Consider the following 18568-nt stretch of genomic DNA (forward strand, 5'->3'; position numbering starts at 1 on the left):
TGAATATGACCCGGAAGGAAAAGGACAGACCTGCTTGTTATCTTGCCCATACAGAGAGCTAAGGAAGACTTTAAAAAAAATAGCTCAAAAAATAGTTATTGAGTTAAAAATATTGCATAAAGACCTGAAGACAGCCGTTCAGAAAGGCCTGAGCAAACATGGAGCAGTATTGATAAATGTGACAAGAGGTGGATACCTGACCGTTTTTGACTGTAGAAAAATATGGTTTCCTTGGAGGAGAATTTGTAAGGGGAGAGGAGTACGAAGGGCAGCCCTGAAATCATGGAAGACAGAGTTCGCCAAGATGGCTTACCCAGCCCTTCGCAATGCATTCAAGAAACCAAGACTTTCATTCTGCGGTTAAAACATGGTTTGCTCACAGGCTCTAAAGGTTGATAATTGGCAAAAATTGTTTCATGAAAAGTTTCGGGATTGAGTGTTTGGTCAATGCATTTTTTATGGAGGAGTAATAGGCTGTTATGGATAAAGAAATTATCATTTCCCCGTCTCTTTTGTCGGCCGACTTTGGTCGTCTGGAAGAGGAGCTTGTGGCCCTGGAGCAGGCAGGAGTAAAGTGGGTCCATTGGGATATTATGGATGGCCTTTTTGTGCCCAATATCACCTTTGGCCCGCCGGTGATAAAAAAACTACGCTCAAGGTCCAAGCTTTTTTTTGATGTACACCTGATGATAGACAGGCCGGAGCGGTATGTAGATGAATTTGTGTCTGCTGGGGCGGACCTTATATGTGTCCATGCTGAGGCCACCATCCACTTAGAGCGGACAGTGGCTGAAATTGCAAAAAGAGGGGTAAAGTGTGCTGTGGCTTTGAATCCTGCTACCCCACTATCCAGTGTGGAGTATTTAATTCCCCAATTGGATATGATTTTGATTATGAGTGTGAATCCTGGCTTCGGGGGACAAAAATTTATCCCTTTTACGCTAAAAAAGATAGAAAGGTTGGCCCAAATGATCAGAGAAGCGCAGGCTGATACCTTTATCCAGGTGGATGGAGGGGTAAGCCCTGAGAATGTTGGACAGTTGGTTGGGCTCGGTGCCAATGTTTTTGTTTCCGGGTCAGCCTTTTTTAACTTTCCACCCTATGATAGGAGATATAAACAATTTTTAGAAGCTGCTGATTCTTTGCGCAACTAAGTTGGTGATTAAATGTTGGTAATTTTCATTCAATCTTTTTTTTAAACGAACTTTTTGTATTCTCATAAAGTCAGTCTTAGTGGCTGCATAACTAGTTGAAATATATTGAAGATGCTAAAAAGATTTATTTTTAGCCAGGGATGCAGCCTGCAGCCCGATGTCATCTGTCCTGCCTAGCCTAGAGATAATCAAATGGCTCACTATGACGTTTGTAAGAATAATCGGCGCTATGAAGCCGTAGTTTTACAGTGTTTTTGTAAGTTATAGCCCGCTTTTGCGGGCTTTTTTGTTATTGGAGAAAAATTATCCTTGACTTTATTCTTTTTTGAATTTTATTTTATAAAAAAGAGAGGTAACAGAATGATTGATGAAATTGACAAGAAAATACTGAATATTCTCCAAAAAAATGCCCGAATTTCCAACGCAGAAATTGCGCGACGGGTAGGTATGGCTCCTTCAGGAATCTTGGAGCGGATGCGAAAGCTCGAGCGTAAAGGAATTATCCAAAAATATGAAGTGCGTTTGAATCCCAAGGCCTTGGGATTGGTTCTAACTGTGCTGATCATGGTTAAGACTGAGGAACGGGTCGGATCGGTGGAGATTGGTTATGAACTGGCCAAGATTTCAGAAGTTCAGGAAGTATATTTTACTGCTGGGGAATATAACTATCTCTTAAAAGCCAGGGTGTCTGATACAGATGCTTTGACAGAACTTTTGAGAAAGTTTGGTGCTATTCCCGGGGTTAAAGATACCCGGACGACTCTGGTCTTAAATGACATTAAGGAAACTTTGGCCCTGGATTTGGATCGCGTTGATGTGGCTAGAGTCGGGGGCAAAAAAGGGCCTAAAAAAGATAGTTGCCATGAAAGTGAAGGTATATCCTAAGTTATAGAAAAACCTGCCTGCCGCACCACAGGAAAGAAGGTTTAGATAATGGAATTTCTTTAACTTCGCCGTATACCTTCATTAAAACCAAAAGGGGGAGATATGGACAAGAAAGCACTCAATCCCAAAATCAGAGAGCGCGGTAAGGAATTCTTCAAAAGTATCAGCGGGGAAGCCCCCTCCATTTTTAACAAGGGGTGGTGGACTGGCAAGGTCATGGATTGGGCCATGCGCAATGAGAACTTTAAGGTTCAGTTGTTTCGCTTTGTGGATGTTCTACCCTATTTAAACAGGTCCGAATCTTTGACCCGGCACATACAAGAATATTTTGCTGCTGATGAGCATGATCTCCCTCCGGTGCTTAAATGGGGGGCCAAAGGGGCAGGGTTGAGCAAGGGCTTGGCAGGAAAGGTTTTGGCTAAGACCATTCGTGCCAATATCGAAAATATGGCCAAGCAGTTCATTATTGGAGAGAATACCAAACAGGCCACCAAGACATTAAAAAAACTTAGGAAAGATAATTTTGCCTTTACTGTAGATATTTTAGGAGAGGCTACTGTTAGTGAGGAGGAGGGACTCCAGTACCAGCAAAGTTATCTGGAGCTGATGGAAATTTTGGCCAAAGAGAGTAAAAAGTGGAAAGGATTAGGCGGAGGCGACCTGGATTGGGGTTATGCCCCTAAAATTAATGTATCTATAAAACCTTCCGCACTTTATTCCCAGGCCAGACCTTCAGATTTTGAGGGTTCTGTCCAATCTATCTGTGAACGGTTGCGTCCTATTGTGGCCAAGGCCAAGGCAATGCAAGCCCATCTGTGCATTGATATGGAGCAGTATAAATTTAAAGATATTACCCTGGAAGTATATAAGCGGTTGCGCAGTGATCCTGAATTTCGTGACTTTGATCAGCTGGCCGTGGTCTTGCAGTCCTATCTCAAAGATACGGACCAAGATTTGGAAGAATTATTGACATGGGCCAGGTCAGAGAGGCTGCCCATTTCTATTAGGTTAGTTAAAGGGGCCTATTGGGATTATGAGACAGTTATTGCCAAGCAAAGGGGATGGGACATTCCGGTTTATACTATAAAACCTGAGACTGATGCGGCCTTTGAGCGACATGCTCTGAAAATTTTGGAAAATCACGATGTTTGTTATTTTGCTTGTGGCTCGCACAATATCCGCTCCATCTCCGCTGTAATGGAGATGGCCATTGCTTTGGGTGTCCCTGAAGAGCGGTATGAGTTTCAGGTCTTATATGGCATGGCTGAGCCAGTACGCAAAGGACTCTTAAATGTGGCTAAACGAGTCAGGCTTTATGCTCCTTATGGAGAGCTTTTGCCTGGTATGGCCTATCTGGTTCGTCGTCTTCTGGAAAACACTGCCAACGAATCCTTTTTGCGCCAGAGTTTTGTGGAAGGCGCGGAAATGGACCGCTTGCTGGAAGATCCAGAAGTGTTGGCAGCCCAGGAAAAGCTCCGAAAAAAGTCAAAGCCAAAGCCAAAGGTGGAAGTACCACCTTTTCAAAATCATTCTTTTGTTGACTTTACCAAAGAATCTGAACGTGAGGCCTTTCCCAAAGCCATTGCTTCAGTGCGCAAAGAATTGGGTAAAACGTATCCCTTGATTATAAACAACGAAGAAGTTTTTACCGAAGATAAGTTGCCTTCGGTAAATCCGGCTAATCCGGATGAGGTCATTGGATATGTTTGCCAGGCCTCTAGACAGGAGATTGATAGGGCCATTGCATCAGCCAAGCAGGCCCTGCCCGGCTGGCGAGATTTATCTGCTGAGGAACGGGCCAAGTATCTGTTTAAGGCGGCTGACATTGCGCGGAAAAATATTTTTCGCTTATCCGCCTGGCAGATCTTGGAGGTAGGCAAACAATGGGATCAGGCCCATGCAGATGTGGCTGAGGCCATAGATTTCCTGGAATACTATGCGCGGGAGATGATTCGCCTGGGCTCCCCTCGGAGAATGGGAAGGGCACCGGGAGAAATAAACCATCTCTTTTACCAGTCAAAAGGTATTGCTGCTGTGATTGCTCCCTGGAATTTTCCTCTGGCCATCAGTTGTGGCATGACCTCAGCAGCTATAGTTACAGGTAATTGTGTGTTATATAAACCGGCGGGATTGTCTTCTGTTGTAGGATATACTCTGGCCCAGATTTATAAGGAAGCTGGTATTCCCGAAGGGGTATTCAATTTTGTGCCTGGTAGGGGAAGGGTCATTGGTGATTATCTGGTTGAACATCCCGATGTCAGTTTGATTGCCTTTACCGGGTCCGTGGAAGTGGGGTTACGTATCATTAATAAAGCCTCTGTGGTACAGCCGGGACAAGAGCAGGTGAAAAAGGTTATCGCGGAAATGGGTGGTAAAAATGCCATTATTGTCGATGACGATGCTGACTTGGACGAGGCTGTTTTGGAGATCATCTATTCCGCTTTTGGCTATCAGGGGCAGAAATGCTCTGCCTGCTCACGGGTAATTGTTCTGGAAGCAGTCTATGATAAATTTGTGCATCGTCTGGTGGAGGCAGCCAAATCCATTAAAATCGGACCTGCTGAAGATCCGGCCAACTATATGGGGCCTGTTGTGGATGAGTCCGCTCAGAAAAAGATCCTGGAATATGTTGAGTTAGCCAAAAAAGAAGGCAAGGTATTAGTTTGCCGGGATGATATCCCTGATAAAGGTTACTATGTGCCTTTAACCATTGTGGAAGGAATAACTCCTGAACATCGCATTGCTCAGGAAGAAATATTTGGACCTGTCCTTGCTGTGATGAAGGTCAAAGATTTTGATCAGGCCATTGAATGGGCCAACTCTACCCGGTATGCTCTAACCGGTGGCGTGTTTTCCCGTAGTCCAAGACATTTGGAGAAGGCCAGGCGAGAATTCAGGGTGGGAAATCTTTACCTTAACCGAGGCACTACTGGCGCATTGGTTGAGCGGCAGCCTTTTGGCGGGTTTAAGATGTCTGGTGTAGGCTCAAAAGCTGGCGGCCCTGATTATTTGATTCAATTTCTTGATCCCCGTTGCGTTACAGAAAATACCATGCGCCGAGGATTCACACCTATTGAAGAGGATGATGATTGGATTGAGTAAAAAGGCAGATAGAACTGGTTTAAGAGCCTGTGGCCGAACCTTTTTATCAACTTAATTTCCAAGGTTTATTTCAGTCTTGGTTGTTTTCATGCTGGTACAAAGACTTGGACCTGTTCTCAAAACTTGCTTGCGGACAGAGCATAATGGGATACTTTGGGCTAACAAATATTCTTTTTATTATCGAGAGTTATGGTCAGTATCGTAAAATAGTTAGCCCATTCATCCAGATGCTCTGTTTTTTACGCAAGCATCACTAAGATTGGGTTACCCAAGCCGTTAGTAATGCATTTCAGAAACCAAGATTTTCAATCAGCGGTTAAAATGGGGTTTGGCCACAGACTCTTAAAGGGTCAAAAATAACTCTGTTCTTGTCTGTCCAGACTACGGTAGTTGATTGCCTCAGCGAGATGAGCAGTGTTTATCTTATTTTCCCCGGCCAGATCAGCAATGGATCGGCTGATGCGTAATATCCGGGTATACGAGCGGGCTGAAAGCCCTAATTTATTTACGGCAACCTCCAGAAAATTATGTTCCTTTTCTGTTAACTGACAAAATTCATTTAGCCACTTTCCAGAAAGTTGGCTATTGGTTAAAAAAGGCAGATCTTTAAACCTGTCGGTCTGAATTTTCCGGGCGTCAAGAATATTGTTGCGCATGGTAGCCGAATCCATTGAGCCCCTGGATAGTTTAAGATCCTTGTAAGGTACAGCTGGAACTTCAATGTGCAGGTCGATGCGGTCCAGCAAAGGTCCGGAAAGGCGGGAATGGTAACGCTGAATCTGGGTTGGAGTGCAGGTGCACGGATGCTGGTCATCTCCTAAGTAGCCGCAGGGACAGGGATTCATGGCCGCCACAAGCATAAAATCCGCCGGATAGACCAGAGACATTGCTGCTCGGGCAATGGTCACCTGTCCATCCTCTAAAGGTTGGCGTAGAACCTCAAGAACATGTTTTTTAAACTCAGGAAGTTCATCTAAAAAAAGTACGCCTCGATGGGCCAGAGAGACCTCCCCTGGCCGGGGATAATGACCTCCACCGATAAGTCCGGCATCAGATATTGTGTGGTGGGGAGAACGGAATGAGCGGTTAACGATCATGGCCTGATTTTTGGGAAGCTGGCCAGAGACACTATAAATCTTGGTCACTTCCAGGGCTTCTTCAAAGGTCAGTGGCGGTAGGACCGTGGGGATTCGCTGGGCGAGCATGGTTTTGCCACTGCCCGGAGGACCCATAAAAAGGATGTTATGTCCGCCAGCGGCCGCAATTTCAATGGCCCGCTTTGCATGATCCTGGCCTTTGACTTCGGCGAAGTCCATAAAAAAACTCTGCCTTTGCTGCCACAGACTGTCCAGATCAAATTTAGTAGGACTCAGAGAAAGCTCGTTTAACAAGAGTTGGATTGTCTGGGCCAGACTCTCCAGCCCATAGACAGCAAGACCTTTGACAACGGCGGCTTCTTTAGCATTGTCCTTGGGCAAGATTACTGCTTTGGCTTGTTCCTGCCTGGCCTTAAGGGCAAGAGGCAGGGCGCCGGTTATGGGCCTTAGTTCACCAGTCAAGGATAATTCTCCAGCCATAAACAAGCCTTCAAGGCTCTTGGCTGGGATTACTCCAGTAGCAGCTAAAAGCCCTAGTGCCAGGGGCAAATCAAAGCTGCTCCCTTCTTTACGCATGTTGGCAGGGGCCAGGTTGATTGTAATCCTTGCAGGGGGGAGTTTAAATCCACTGTTTTTTAAGGCAGAAAAGACCCGTTCCTTGCTTTCTTTTACTGCTCCTTCAGCCAGACCGACCAAGGTAAAAGCTGGAATGCCTGAGCGGGAATAATCTACTTCCAGTTCCACTTTAAAGGCATCAATTCCTAGAAGGGATGCCGTGCTGATTTTTGCAAACATTTTTTTCTTCTATGCATTAATCCAAGAAAAGGTAAAGGGGCAAAAAGGGTAAAAAGGGGGGCGGATATGTGTGGAGAAGGGCGAGTAAACCGAAATCTCGCCCTTTTATTAACTTCTTTTGTCTTCGATACTAGAAGGCGCTAGTGAATCAAATGCCCAATACGGTCCCAGCGGACGTGTTTAAATCCGGCCCAGGACCAGTAGATGATCCAGGCTTTGCCTAGAATTTTATCCCGGTCCACAAAACCCCAGAACCTGGAATCGTAAGACTCATCCCGGTTATCGCCCATGACAAAATACTTCCCTTCCGGGACTTTAATGGGGCCAAAGTTGTCCCGGTGGGGAATGATGCGTGGATCAGTGTGCTGGACATAAGGTTCATTTAGCTTTTGTCCATTACGCCAGACTTCCTTGTTTCTGATCTCAATGACATCTCCGGGCACGCCAATGACCCTTTTAATAAAGTCCTTGGATGGATCCTCAGGAAATTCAAAAACGATGATATCCTGAAATTTAGGATCAGAAAATTTAACGATATATGTATCTGTGAAGGGTATTTTTAACCCATAGATAAATCTGTTTACCAGGAGATGATCTCCAATCTGTAATGTTTGGAGCATTGAGCCGGAAGGAATCTTAAAGGCCTGGACCACAAATGAGCGGATAAAAAAGGCCAGGATCAAGGCCACTATCAGGGCTTCAGCATATTCTTTAAGTATTTTTTGCCAGCGTGGGTTCATATTTTATCCTTTACTCCTCTACTTTAAGGGCAGCCAGGAAAGCCTCTTGAGGGATTTCCACGCTACCCATTTTTTTCATGCGTTTTTTTCCTTCTTTTTGTTTTTCCAACAGTTTTCTTTTGCGCGTAATATCACCACCATAACATTTAGCAGTAACATTTTTGCGCAAGGGTGCGATTCTTTCCCGGGCAATGATTTTATTGCCAATTGCTGCCTGGATAATCACCTCAAACAGTTGTCTGGGGATAACTTTTTTTAACCTCAGGGCCAAGGCTCGGCCCTTATGGTAAGCGTTGTCGCGATGAACAATACATGACATAGCATCAACAGGCTCACCATTTATAAGAATATCTAGTTTCACCAGGTTGGATGGCCTAAAGTCAATGACCTCGTAATCTAACGAGGCAAAGCCCCTGGTGACAGATTTCAGACGGTCAAAAAAGTCAAAAACGATCTCAGCAAAAGGCAACTCATAAGTGATAATTACCCGAGTTGACGTGAGATAGCGAAGGTCCTTCTGGATACCCCTTTTTTCCTCACATAACTTTAGCACATTGCCTACAAACTCGTTTGGTACATGGATTTCCAGGCGGACAAAGGGTTCATAAATGGAGGCAATTTTTTCGGGCGGGGGCAGTTTTGACGGATTATCAATTTCGAAAACCCGGCCATCTACCTCTTCGACTTTATAGACAACAGATGGAGCGGTAGCGATAAGATTGGCCTTGAATTCGCGCTCTAATCTTTCCTGGATGATTTCCATATGCAGAAGGCCTAAAAAGCCGCATCTAAAGCCAAAACCCAGGGCTTGTGATGTCTCAGGTTCAAACTGTAGAGCGGCATCATTTAATTGCAGTCTTTCCAAAGCACTTTTCAATATTTCATATTCGGATGATTCCACTGGGTATAGACCGCAAAAAACCATGGGTTTGACTTTTTTAAATCCAGGAAAAGGCTTGTCAGTTGGCCGGTCAGGAGAGGTAATGGTATCCCCCACTCGAGCATCTTTGAGTTCCTTTATGCCTGCACATAAAAAACCCACTTCCCCTGGTCCTAATTCTTCGATGTCCTGCGCTTCCGGAGAAAATACCCCCAGCTTGGTGACTTCGTATTTTTTGCCGGTGGAGTACATCATGATCGGCTGGTTCAGCCTGATACTTCCTTCCAGAATCCTAAACAGGACAACAACTCCAAGGTATGAGTCATACCAGGAGTCAAAAATCAGGGCTTTTAAGGACGCATCCTTCTCTCCCTTTGGAGGAGGAATGAGCTCGACCAGCTTTTGTAAAAGTTCTGGCACCCCTTGACCAGTCTTGGCACTGACCAGGGAAATATCTGTACAGTCAAGACCTATGACTTCTTCAATTTCTTGGGCTACCCGGTCCGGATCGCTACTTGGAAGGTCAATCTTGTTTAAGACGGGGATAATTTCCAGGTCGTGATCCAGGGCCAGATAGACATTGGCCAGAGTTTGAGCCTCTACGCCTTGTGTAGCGTCGACGACCAGAAGAGCACCGTCACACGCGGCCAGGCTTCTGGAGACTTCATAGGAAAAATCCACGTGTCCGGGCGTGTCAATCAAGTTTAAAATATACTCTGTGCCGTCCGGAGCTTTGTAAGGAATGCGAACGGTTTGGGCTTTTATGGTAATGCCCCGCTCACGTTCCAAATCCATTTTGTCCAGATACTGGTCCTTTTTCTCCCGTTCAGAGATAAGACCTGTTATTTCCATGATCCGGTCAGCCAGAGTAGATTTTCCGTGATCAATATGGGCTATTATGCTGAAATTGCGAATGTTTTCTTTCTTGGTCATATTTTAACGTCTTTTAGAGAAGGCCAAATGCTTTGCTAGCCTTTCTCCTTTAACCCCCTCCACAATCTTTATAATCTACAATTATGTTTTTTTGATCAATTGTTTTATTTTTTGCACTATTTGTGGAACGGCAGCTTTTATTTCCGGGCTCAATTTTTCGTCCATCTGCTCCGGTACATAAGCAGTCTGAGCGACAATAATACGCAAATCTATATCAGTGGCTTCTTTTAGTTCCTTCAACAGGTTGGTAGTTGGGAATTGATGCATGGAGAAGTCCGCCAGTTTTTTGGGGTCAACCTCATCCACGTCTATTTCAAATACTTCTCCTGGTTTTCTCCCACTTTGGGTAGTTGCGTCAACAATGATCACCATTTGAGGATGTTTGTCGCTTAAAATCAGATCAAAAAGAAGAGGGCGGATAGAAGTGCCCACGTCCAAAAGGGCTATATCATCTGGCAAATCCTTTTCCTGCTTCAGTGCTTCGATTACCGCCGGGCCCAGTCCGTCATCACCAAACAATGTGTTACCGCAGCCAAAAACGACTACTCTGGAGTTAAACATTTGGGACCAATCCATGTATGCTCTCCCCTTGAAAAATATCGTGGTCTGAGGCTAAAGTCCTTAGTTTATTTAGTCCTTTTAACTAAAATTTAATCAATTTTAGGAGTTTGTATCGGGGCTAAGCTGGAACTCATCACCCGATCATCAGTCCTAAAAAAAAGGCCGCTATCACGTACTAGACGTAACAGCGGCTCTTTTAATGGATTTATTCGCTTCTGTCTAATCTATTTGCGCATAGTTTCCACGCAGTTTCCTTGAAAATCAAAGATTTTCAGCTCAACATTGATGCCGCCATCCAGGCGGTGTGTGGCACAGCTCATTCACGGGTCATAGGCCCGAATGGCCATCTCGATCCTGTTTAAGATTCCTTGGTCGTATTTTCCGTCTTTGATCAGGGCTTTTGCAGCCTGCTTGACGGAGAGGTTCATTGGGGCATTGTTGTGTGTGGTGCCCACAATGAGGTTGGCAAAAGTAACAAGGCCATTTTCATCTGTTTTGTAGTGATGGATCAGTGTTCCCCGCGGGGCTTCCACGCATCCGACACCTTCGCCAGCTTTGGGCTCGATGTTTTTGGCCCTGATTTCCCGGCTGGTAATCTCAGGATCATTCAAGAGTTCTTCAGCCCGCTCACAACAATAAACCATTTCAATGAGTCTGGCCCAGTGGTAGAGCAGAGTTAAGTGAGAGGGACGACCAAATTCTTTGCGGAAGATTTCTAATTCTTCCTGGGCCAAAGGTGTGGCCATCTTGTCGCAGACATTGATCCTGGCCAGGCAATTGGAGCGGTAAACACCTACTGGATCATTTTCATCCAGCTTGATGCCACCCTGTTTTTTGATGTAGGGGAATTTGAGATAACTCCAGGGTTCTACATGCTCGGCAATATATTCAGTATATTCCTCATACTTGAATTGGTCAAAATTGCCGTCTTTGTCCATGAGGCGGAGTTCACCGTCAAAGAGCTCCAGAGCACCGTCAGAAGGTCTTACTGTTCCAATGTAGCCGGAGGGGAAGACACCAAGAATTTTTACTGCATCCAGGTATTTAGGGAAGACCTCTTCACGGGCGAACTTAATGGTAAATACGGAAAAGTCTTTTAATTCCTGAACACCGGCCAAGAGTTCCTTGCGTTCTTCTTCGCTCATGGGCTTGGAATATCCACCCACGACTGCTGCAATGGGGTGAATGACCTTGCCGGCGAATTTTTCCAGCATCATTTGGGCCTTATAACGCATGTGTACGACTTTTTTGGCAAGGTCGGGGTTGGCACCAATAATACCGACAACATTACGCACAGAGTAATCAGCATCAGGGCCCAAGACAAAATCAGGGGCAGCCAGAAAATAGAAATGCAAGATTTTATCGGGGATGTAGGCCAGCATCTGGCAAAGTTCGCGCAGTTTTTTGCCTGCGGGAGGGACCTCTACGCCCAGACAGGCATCAGCGGCCTTGTTAGAAGCCAGATGGTGGTTCCAGGGACAGATACCGCAGATACGATTGACGATTCTTGGCACCTCTTCCACTGGCCGGCCAACAACAAATTTTTCAAATCCCCGTAATGACAGCACATGCAGCTTGGCATCGGCAACATTCCCATTATCATCCAGATGGATGGCCACGCTGGCATGACCTTCAATACGGGTGATGGGGGCTATATTTAATGTTTTACCCATATTTTACTCTCCTCCTAACCTATCTTTTTCAGAACACCGTGCGCACCAGCAAAGCGGGCCAGATAACCACGGCGATCAGGCATTTTCATGGGATCAAAACCAACCGAAGCCAAAGCGCCCATATAGTCGATCAGTGGTTTTGAGTCTTTACGGACTGGTCCATAACAACCACGGCAGGGCATTCTGGTACTCAAACAACGCGGTGGTTTGCCTTTGCCGCCGCAACCGGCCTTGGTCACAGGGCCGAGACAGATGAAACCCTGTTCCAAGAGGCAGCGCATTTCATCTATGGGCTTGTCAGGATCAAATTCTGGAGTTTCCAGCATTCTCTTAATGTCGTCCATGCCCTTTTTGCTTTCCTTAATAGTAGGACAAGTGTCACAGACTGAACGCTCAGGCATTTTGAATTCTGTTTTGCCCTCTAACAATGCCAGTACTGCGGCAGCAATCCAATCGGGATGAGGAGGGCAGCCTGGCAGGTAAATATCTACATCCACAAATTCATCCAGAGCGTAACATCTATCTAGTAGGGGCGGTATATGTTCGGTTGGTGGCTCGGCACAATCAGTGGTAGGAGAGTCACAATAGACAAATTTTTTCAGTTCTTCCTCATCGTACATATTAATTAAGGCCGGGATACCGCCGTTAGTGGCACAGGTGCCCAGGGCAACGAGTATCTGACATTTTTTACGCATTTCCAAAAGCACTTCTTTGTGCTCTTCATTACGTACACTGCCCGAGACAATACCGACCACGGCCTCTGGAATGCTCAGCTCTGTTTCTTCACCGGTTTGACCATAATATTTTTTGTCCAGGATGACCGGAATATGGACAAACTCTATATTGTTGACCAGAAGATCAACTAGGATATCTCCAATGTTTAGAATGGCTATTTCGCAGCCGGAACAGGCATTCAACCATTCTTCAGCTACAGTAACTTTGGTCATATATACCTCCTTACAGACGGGAGAGAGACCTCTCTCCCATCCAACTTAAGCATTAGCTGCTTCTTTCTGGGCCTTTTTTAAAGGATTGGGGCCAAGGGATTTTATCTTCTCCGTAAACTTAGTTACTACTTCTGCAAACCTTGGGGCTTCTGCAGAAGAAACCCATTCAATCGCAAAGCGTTCTGGATCTATTCCTAAGTCTTCTAGTACCAACTTGATGGCCTGGGCCCGGGCTAAAGCTTTGTTATTACCATCCAGGTAATGACATTCGCCCAGGTGTCAGCCCATGAGAATGACGCCATCGGCGCCTTTTTCTAGGGCTTCGACTACTAGATTGGGATGAACCATCCCTGAACACATGACTCTGATAGCACGCATATTGGGTGGATATTGGAGTCTGGAGACTCCGGCCAGATCTGCACCAGCGTATGCACACCAGTTACAGAGAAAGCCAACAATGACAGGTTCGAAGTTTTCAGCCATGGAAACTTCTCCTTATATTAGATTTTTTGAGGTTACACGTTTTCTAGGGCCGCAGATATCTGGGCTCTAAGTTGTTCATTGGTAAAACCGTGAACAAACACGCCTTTTTTGGGACATGTGGCTTCACAAACGCCACAGCCCTTGCAAAGTGCCTTGTTTATTTCGATCTTGCGCAAGGTCTGCCCATCTTTTTCATAGTCAACCAAAGTTATGGCTCCATAAGGACAGGTGTCCACGCACAGGGCGCAGCCATCACAATTTTCTGTGACATATGACTTGATGGAGTCTAAGGGCATAACCGACTTGGATAAGATGGTGGTAGCCCTGGACACGGCAGCCTGGGCTTGAGCAATGGATTCGTCGATAGGCTTGGGGTAATGACACAGGCCAGCGACAAACATGCCGTCCACGCTTAAATCAACCGGACGTAACTTGGCATGAGCTTCCTGGAGAAAGCCCTCATTATTCAGACTGCATTTATACAGTTCAACCAGTTCTTTATTATCGTATGGCACAATGGCTGTGGCCAGTACTAAATAATCGGGCCTGATCTCCACGTCCTGCTTCAGGACATGATCCTGAACCTGAACAACTAGATCATCACCGTCTTTAAATACCTTAGGCTTGTTATCCAAGGAATAGCGGATAAAGATAACTCCTTTTTCCCGGGCTTCCTTGTACAGGTCTTCGCGTTCTCCATAGGTCCGAATATCTCTGTACAAGACATAGACGGGCAAATCTGGGTTGGCTTCTTTCAACTCCAGAGCATGTTGCATGGTGTTGGTACAGCAAAGGCGGCTACAATATGGCCTTTCTGAATCGCGGGAACCAACACACTGAATAAATACAGCTCCCTTGGCCTTTTCCAGGGCTGGCTTGTGTTCTTTAAGTTCTGCTTCAAACTCAAGATGGGTAAAGACACGGTCATCCTGACCATAAAGGTATTCATTAGGCTTGTATTCTTTGGCTCCGGTGCAAACCACAGCCACGCCATATTTGATAGCTTTGGTCTCACCATCCACTTCGATTTCACTTACAAAATCACCTACAGCGCCTTTACAGGTCTTGATTGAGGCGTTTTTAAGGACTTTAATGTTGGGGTGATTTTCTACTTTGGCAATGAGCTGTTCCAGGAAAGGTTTTACTTCTTCGCCTTTCCAGGTGTGACTTAACTGCCAGGCATTTCCGCCCAGTTTATCTGATTTTTCAAGCAGGATGGTTTCGTATCCCTGGTCAGCAAGACCCAGGGCAGTGGTCATGCCTGAAATTCCGCCACCAACTACCAGAGCAGTCTGGTTGACCTGGACTGAGAGGTGTTCCAGAGGCTGAAGCATTGCAGCCTTGGCCACGGCCATGCGCACCTGATCTTTGGCCTTTTCAGTTGCCTTTTCTGGCTCGCCCGAATGGACCCAGCTGTTCTGGTTGCGAATATTGGCCATCTCAAAGAGATATTCATTAAGACCTGCATTTTTCAAAGTTTCCCTGAACAGAGGTTCATGGGTTCTAGGAGTGCAGGCTGCAACTACTACCCTGTTTAAGTTGTGCTCTTTGATTTTTTCCGCAATCAGGACCTGGGTATCCTGAGAGCAGGTAAAGAGATTGTTTTCTGCATAGACCACATTGGGCAGGGTCTTGGCATATTCGGTCAATTCCTTAACATCTACTGTGCCGGCAATGTTGATGCCGCAGGAACAGACAAACACGCCGATCCGGGCCTCTTGGCCAGCCACATCTATTTCAGGTGGGAATGTTTGTTCTTTGGCCAGGGCGCCTCTGACATTGCTCAGTGCGATAGAAGCGGCTGCAGCAGCTGAGGATGCTTCGGTGACGGATTGAGGAATATCCTTGGGGCTTTGGAAACATCCGCTGGCATAGATTCCAGGTACATTGGTGGCTACCGGGTTGAAACTGGAAGTCTTGGCAAAGTTGTACTTATTGAGCTCTATACCAAGAGTTTTAGCCAGTTCAATAGCGCTCTTATCTGTTTCCAGGCCAACAGAGAGGACGAGCATATCAAAAGGCTCCAGGACCCTTTCGCCTTTTTCACCATCAAAATACTCTAAGATGACGCCGCCCTCAGGGTTTGGATATACAGTATGGATTCTGCTTTGGACAAAGCGGATGCCCTTTTGTTTGGCCTGTTCGTAATATTGTTCAAATTCTTTTCCGTGAGTACGGATGTCCATGTAAAAAATGGCCTGGTCAACATCACCAGTGGTATGCTCGGCTGTAACCAATGCCTGCTTAATGGCGTACATACAGCAGACAGAAGAACAATAGCCGTTATCGCATCTATTGATATTTCTGGAGCCAACACATTGTAGCCAGGCAATTTTCTTCGGCTCTTTGCCATCTGAGGGCCTTTTCAGATGACCCATGCATGGACCACTGGCTGAGAGCAACCGTTCGTACTCCAGACCTGTGACCACGTCTTTAAATTGTGTGTAGGCGTAATGATCAAAAAGGGAAGGATCAAAGGCTTTAAATCCCGGGGCCAGAATTACAGAACCGACTTTGACCTGGATGATTTCTTCCTTGTGCTCTTTGTTAAAGTCTATGGCACCGGTGGGACAAAATTTTTCACATGCCCGACATTTGCCTTTCTGGACAAAAATACAATTTTCACCATCAATGGCGTACTTGAGGGGAACGGTTTGGCCGTACTTGATGTAGGCAGCCTTACGGACGCTCAAACCCTCGTTGTACTCGTCAGGAACTTTTTTGGGACATTTTTCTGCACACAGGCCGCAGGCAATACATTTATCCATCTCCACATAGCGTGGCTTTTGTTTGACAGTAACGGTAAAATTGCCTTCGCTGCCCTCAATTTTTTGTACTTCGCTTAAAGTTAGAAGCTCGATGTTTAAGTGCCGACCGCACTCAACCAACTTGGGTGAGATAATTCACATCGCACAGTCATTGGTGGGAAAAGTTTTGTCCAACTGGGACATTACACCGCCAATACCGGCTGTCTTTTCCACCAAATAGACATAATAGCCGGCGTCAGCCAAGTCCAAAGCGGATTGAATGCCGGCAATACCTCCGCCGACAACCATGACTGCGCCTACTTTTTCTTGTGACATATTAACCCCCTTTGCCATTTTATAGTTGTTTGTCGCAAGAACAACGGCCCGTTTAAATAGAATTCAGGTATCGTTTTTAGATACCACCCAAAAACATAATGTATTTAATTAACAAATACAAGCTGTTCAGTTTTATTTAGACATTCAATAGCTCAGGTTTAAAAAAAATGCTAGTAGCTGAGCATGGAAATTGTGAAAAAGTGATATTATTTTTTCGCAAATAGTAACACGCAAGGGACCGTTTTTGTTCTCCTGCTGGCTTGTCTTCAATGTTCATTTTTTACAAGATGGCTTGAGTTCATGTCGTTTAGGGGGTAAGTAAGTTGCAAACAAGAAGGTTTGATAACTCATTAACTTTTTCCCTTAGTTTTGCCTTGATTGCTGACAGCTATTTGTTTTTAATTGATTAAAGGTTATTATGCATTTAAATTATAAATGAATGGAGAAAAAAGGAAGATGAGCGGATGGGCAGGATGTTTGTTTGGTTTAATTGTCCTGGTTATGGGCGTGTATGGATGTGCTCAAAAAAGTGTATACTACCCTTCGCGGAACAGTAAGATATATGCTCCTCCTTCCCAAAAAGGAACCCAGAGGCCATACACTGTTTATGGTAAGACGTATAGACCTTTAAAATTAGCGCACGGGTTTGTTCAGGAAGGGGTGGCCTCATGGTACGGACCGAAGTTTCATGGGCGGAGGACTGCTAGCGGCGAGATATATAATATGTACGAGCTGACAGCGGCACACAAAATTTTGCCCATGCATACAAAGGTCAAGGTAACCAACCTGGAAAATGGTCGTAGTTTGATTGTGCGTATAAATGACCGCGGTCCATTTGTAAAAAACAGGATAATTGACCTATCTTATGCAGCGGCCAAGAGGTTAGGTGTGGTTGGCCCGGGAACGGCAAGGGTTCGTGTTGAGTCACTTGGCTCTTGGTCGCCGGAAATCCCTGGCATTTTTTATGTGCAGGTTGGGTCTTTTGCTATCTATGAAAATGCTATCGCCTTGCAGAGAAAAATGCGTCAAAAAGGTTTTGTACACACCAGGATACAAAAATTTGAGCACCGCGGCCGGACCTTTTGGCGTGTCCAGGCTGGCATTTTCAAAACCCTGGCCAAGGCCCAAAAGATCAAGACCAGGTTAGAGCTTAAGTTCCCCAATGCCTTTATTATTGCGGATTAAGTTCTTGCCTGAATTTTCTGGAAAGCCTAAATACAACTACCTTGCGTCCAGGCAAAGTAATACTTTCATTTGTTTGTGGATTTCTGCCTTTACGAGGTTTTTTGTCATAGGCCTCAAATTTTCCAAATCCGCTGATAAGTAGAGCATGGTCTTTTTTAATGGCTTTTTTCATTAGGTCCAAAAGATGTTCCACCTGGGCCTTGACTTCGGCCCTGTTTCGTTCACTGTGTTCATAAATTTTGTCCACGATGTCAGCTTTGGTTAATGTTTTGCCCATATATTACCTCCGGGGGAAGTTTAAAGTTGCAATTTAGGGTTAAAGGTTTACCCGGGCACTAGAGCATTTTTGAACGACTATTATAGGCCATTTTAAACATTGCCTTTTTGACATATTACACAGCTTTCATTTTAATAAAATTAAATTTTTGCTTTGATTTTTTGGGCGTACTGCTCCATCTCCTGGGCGTCTGAGTATTTATGTTGTGCCCAGAGTTTTAGCCCATCATCTTTATATCGGGGAATGAGGTGCCAGTGAGCATGGTGAACCAATTGACCAGCAGCTTCATAGTTGTTCATGCCTATATTTAGACCAGAGGCATTCAATGCTGTAAGTAACCCTTTTCCGACTTTTTGCATGGCCAAAATGAGTTCTTGTCCTAAATCTAAAGGTAGTTCAAAAATAGTAGGATAGTGACCTTTGGGGATTATCAGGGCATGCCCTTTGTTGACCGGGGCAATATCTAAAAAGGCCAGGACATGTTCGCTTTCATAGATTTTTTGACAGGGAATTTTTCCTTGGACAATCTGGCAAAAAATGCAGTTTTCCATATTCTTTGCTCCGAGTTATATTTTAAATTTTGTAATGTTATGTGTTTATTGTACAGTTTAAACTTTAAGTTTGCGTATAAAATTCAGAATAAAACGTTTAATATTTATAAAACTTAACACATGTAGTATTGGCAACATATGACTTTTTGCGCATAAAAAATGGAATTTTTTTGTCTTAATAACGACTTTAAAAGACTTTTACCTCAGCTGTATTTTTTTTGC

Annotated in this window: 15 protein-coding genes; 5 read left to right on the forward strand and 10 right to left on the reverse strand. The window is 45.0% G+C overall.

Translation table 11 applies throughout. The features are described 5' to 3' along the window. The 4 genes from AC3WVG_RS02530 to pruA all read left to right on the forward strand — a co-directional run. The coding region (locus tag AC3WVG_RS02530; protein ID WP_488796610.1) for a hypothetical protein at positions 1 to 364 on the forward strand (364 nt) is incomplete at its 5' end. A gap of 115 nt (positions 365 to 479) precedes the next feature. Next, entirely contained in the window at positions 480 to 1154 is a 675-nt protein-coding gene (gene rpe, locus AC3WVG_RS02535; protein WP_488796611.1) for a ribulose-phosphate 3-epimerase, read from the forward strand. A 360-nt stretch (positions 1155 to 1514) separates the two neighbouring features. Further along, on the forward strand, positions 1515 to 2039 hold the full coding sequence (locus AC3WVG_RS02540) for an Lrp/AsnC family transcriptional regulator (protein WP_488796612.1): 525 nt from the start codon (positions 1515 to 1517) through the stop codon (positions 2037 to 2039). Between the two features lie 102 nt (positions 2040 to 2141). Further along, positions 2142 to 5141 (forward strand): L-glutamate gamma-semialdehyde dehydrogenase, encoded by a 3000-nt coding sequence (gene pruA / locus AC3WVG_RS02545; RefSeq protein WP_488796613.1) that lies wholly within the window; start codon positions 2142 to 2144, stop codon positions 5139 to 5141. A gap of 350 nt (positions 5142 to 5491) precedes the next feature. Here pruA and AC3WVG_RS02550 read toward each other — a convergent pair whose 3' ends face one another. The 8 genes from AC3WVG_RS02550 to AC3WVG_RS02585 form a co-directional block, all read right to left on the reverse strand. Continuing rightward, a complete protein-coding gene (locus AC3WVG_RS02550) occupies positions 5492 to 7033 on the reverse strand; it encodes a YifB family Mg chelatase-like AAA ATPase (protein ID WP_488796614.1) in 1542 nt (513 codons plus the stop codon). A gap of 140 nt (positions 7034 to 7173) precedes the next feature. Next, positions 7174 to 7773: a signal peptidase I gene (lepB, locus tag AC3WVG_RS02555; protein WP_252379793.1), complete on the reverse strand. Its 600-nt coding sequence runs from the start codon at positions 7771 to 7773 to the stop codon at positions 7174 to 7176. Between the two features lie 10 nt (positions 7774 to 7783). Beyond that, positions 7784 to 9586: a translation elongation factor 4 gene (gene lepA / locus AC3WVG_RS02560; RefSeq protein ID WP_488796615.1), complete on the reverse strand. Its 1803-nt coding sequence runs from the start codon at positions 9584 to 9586 to the stop codon at positions 7784 to 7786. A gap of 81 nt (positions 9587 to 9667) precedes the next feature. Continuing rightward, positions 9668 to 10162 (reverse strand): hydrogenase maturation protease, encoded by a 495-nt coding sequence (locus tag AC3WVG_RS02565; RefSeq protein WP_488796616.1) that lies wholly within the window; start codon positions 10160 to 10162, stop codon positions 9668 to 9670. A gap of 209 nt (positions 10163 to 10371) precedes the next feature. After that, positions 10372 to 11820, reverse strand: coding sequence for a Ni/Fe hydrogenase subunit alpha (locus tag AC3WVG_RS02570; protein ID WP_488796617.1), 1449 nt, complete (start codon positions 11818 to 11820; stop codon positions 10372 to 10374). 14 nt (positions 11821 to 11834) lie between these two features. Next, positions 11835 to 12767 carry an NADH-quinone oxidoreductase subunit B family protein gene (locus tag AC3WVG_RS02575; RefSeq protein WP_488796618.1) on the reverse strand — a complete coding sequence of 311 codons (933 nt, stop codon included), beginning with the start codon at positions 12765 to 12767 and terminating at the stop codon, positions 11835 to 11837. A 45-nt stretch (positions 12768 to 12812) separates the two neighbouring features. Continuing rightward, complete coding sequence (locus AC3WVG_RS02580) at positions 12813 to 13250, reverse strand: hydrogenase iron-sulfur subunit (protein WP_252379798.1); 438 nt, start codon at positions 13248 to 13250, stop codon at positions 12813 to 12815. A gap of 32 nt (positions 13251 to 13282) precedes the next feature. After that, positions 13283 to 16333 (reverse strand): FAD-dependent oxidoreductase, encoded by a 3051-nt coding sequence (locus AC3WVG_RS02585; protein ID WP_488796619.1) that lies wholly within the window; start codon positions 16331 to 16333, stop codon positions 13283 to 13285. Positions 16334 to 16789: 456 nt separating this feature from the next. On the opposite strand from AC3WVG_RS02585, the gene AC3WVG_RS02590 reads away from it, so the two are divergent. Then, positions 16790 to 17518, forward strand: coding sequence for a septal ring lytic transglycosylase RlpA family protein (locus AC3WVG_RS02590; RefSeq protein ID WP_488796620.1), 729 nt, complete (start codon positions 16790 to 16792; stop codon positions 17516 to 17518). On the opposite strand, the gene AC3WVG_RS02595 is transcribed toward AC3WVG_RS02590, so the two are convergent. Together AC3WVG_RS02595 and AC3WVG_RS02600 are read right to left on the reverse strand one after the other, a co-directional pair. Next, positions 17505 to 17795, reverse strand: a complete 291-nt coding sequence (locus AC3WVG_RS02595) for an integration host factor subunit alpha (RefSeq protein WP_488796621.1) — start codon at positions 17793 to 17795, stop codon at positions 17505 to 17507. The genes AC3WVG_RS02590 and AC3WVG_RS02595 overlap by 14 nt on opposite strands. Positions 17796 to 17935: 140 nt before the next feature. Beyond that, positions 17936 to 18346 (reverse strand): HIT family protein, encoded by a 411-nt coding sequence (locus AC3WVG_RS02600; protein ID WP_488796622.1) that lies wholly within the window; start codon positions 18344 to 18346, stop codon positions 17936 to 17938. Positions 18347 to 18568 lie beyond the last annotated feature (222 nt).

It is taken from the genome of Desulfovulcanus sp., assembly GCF_982781345.1.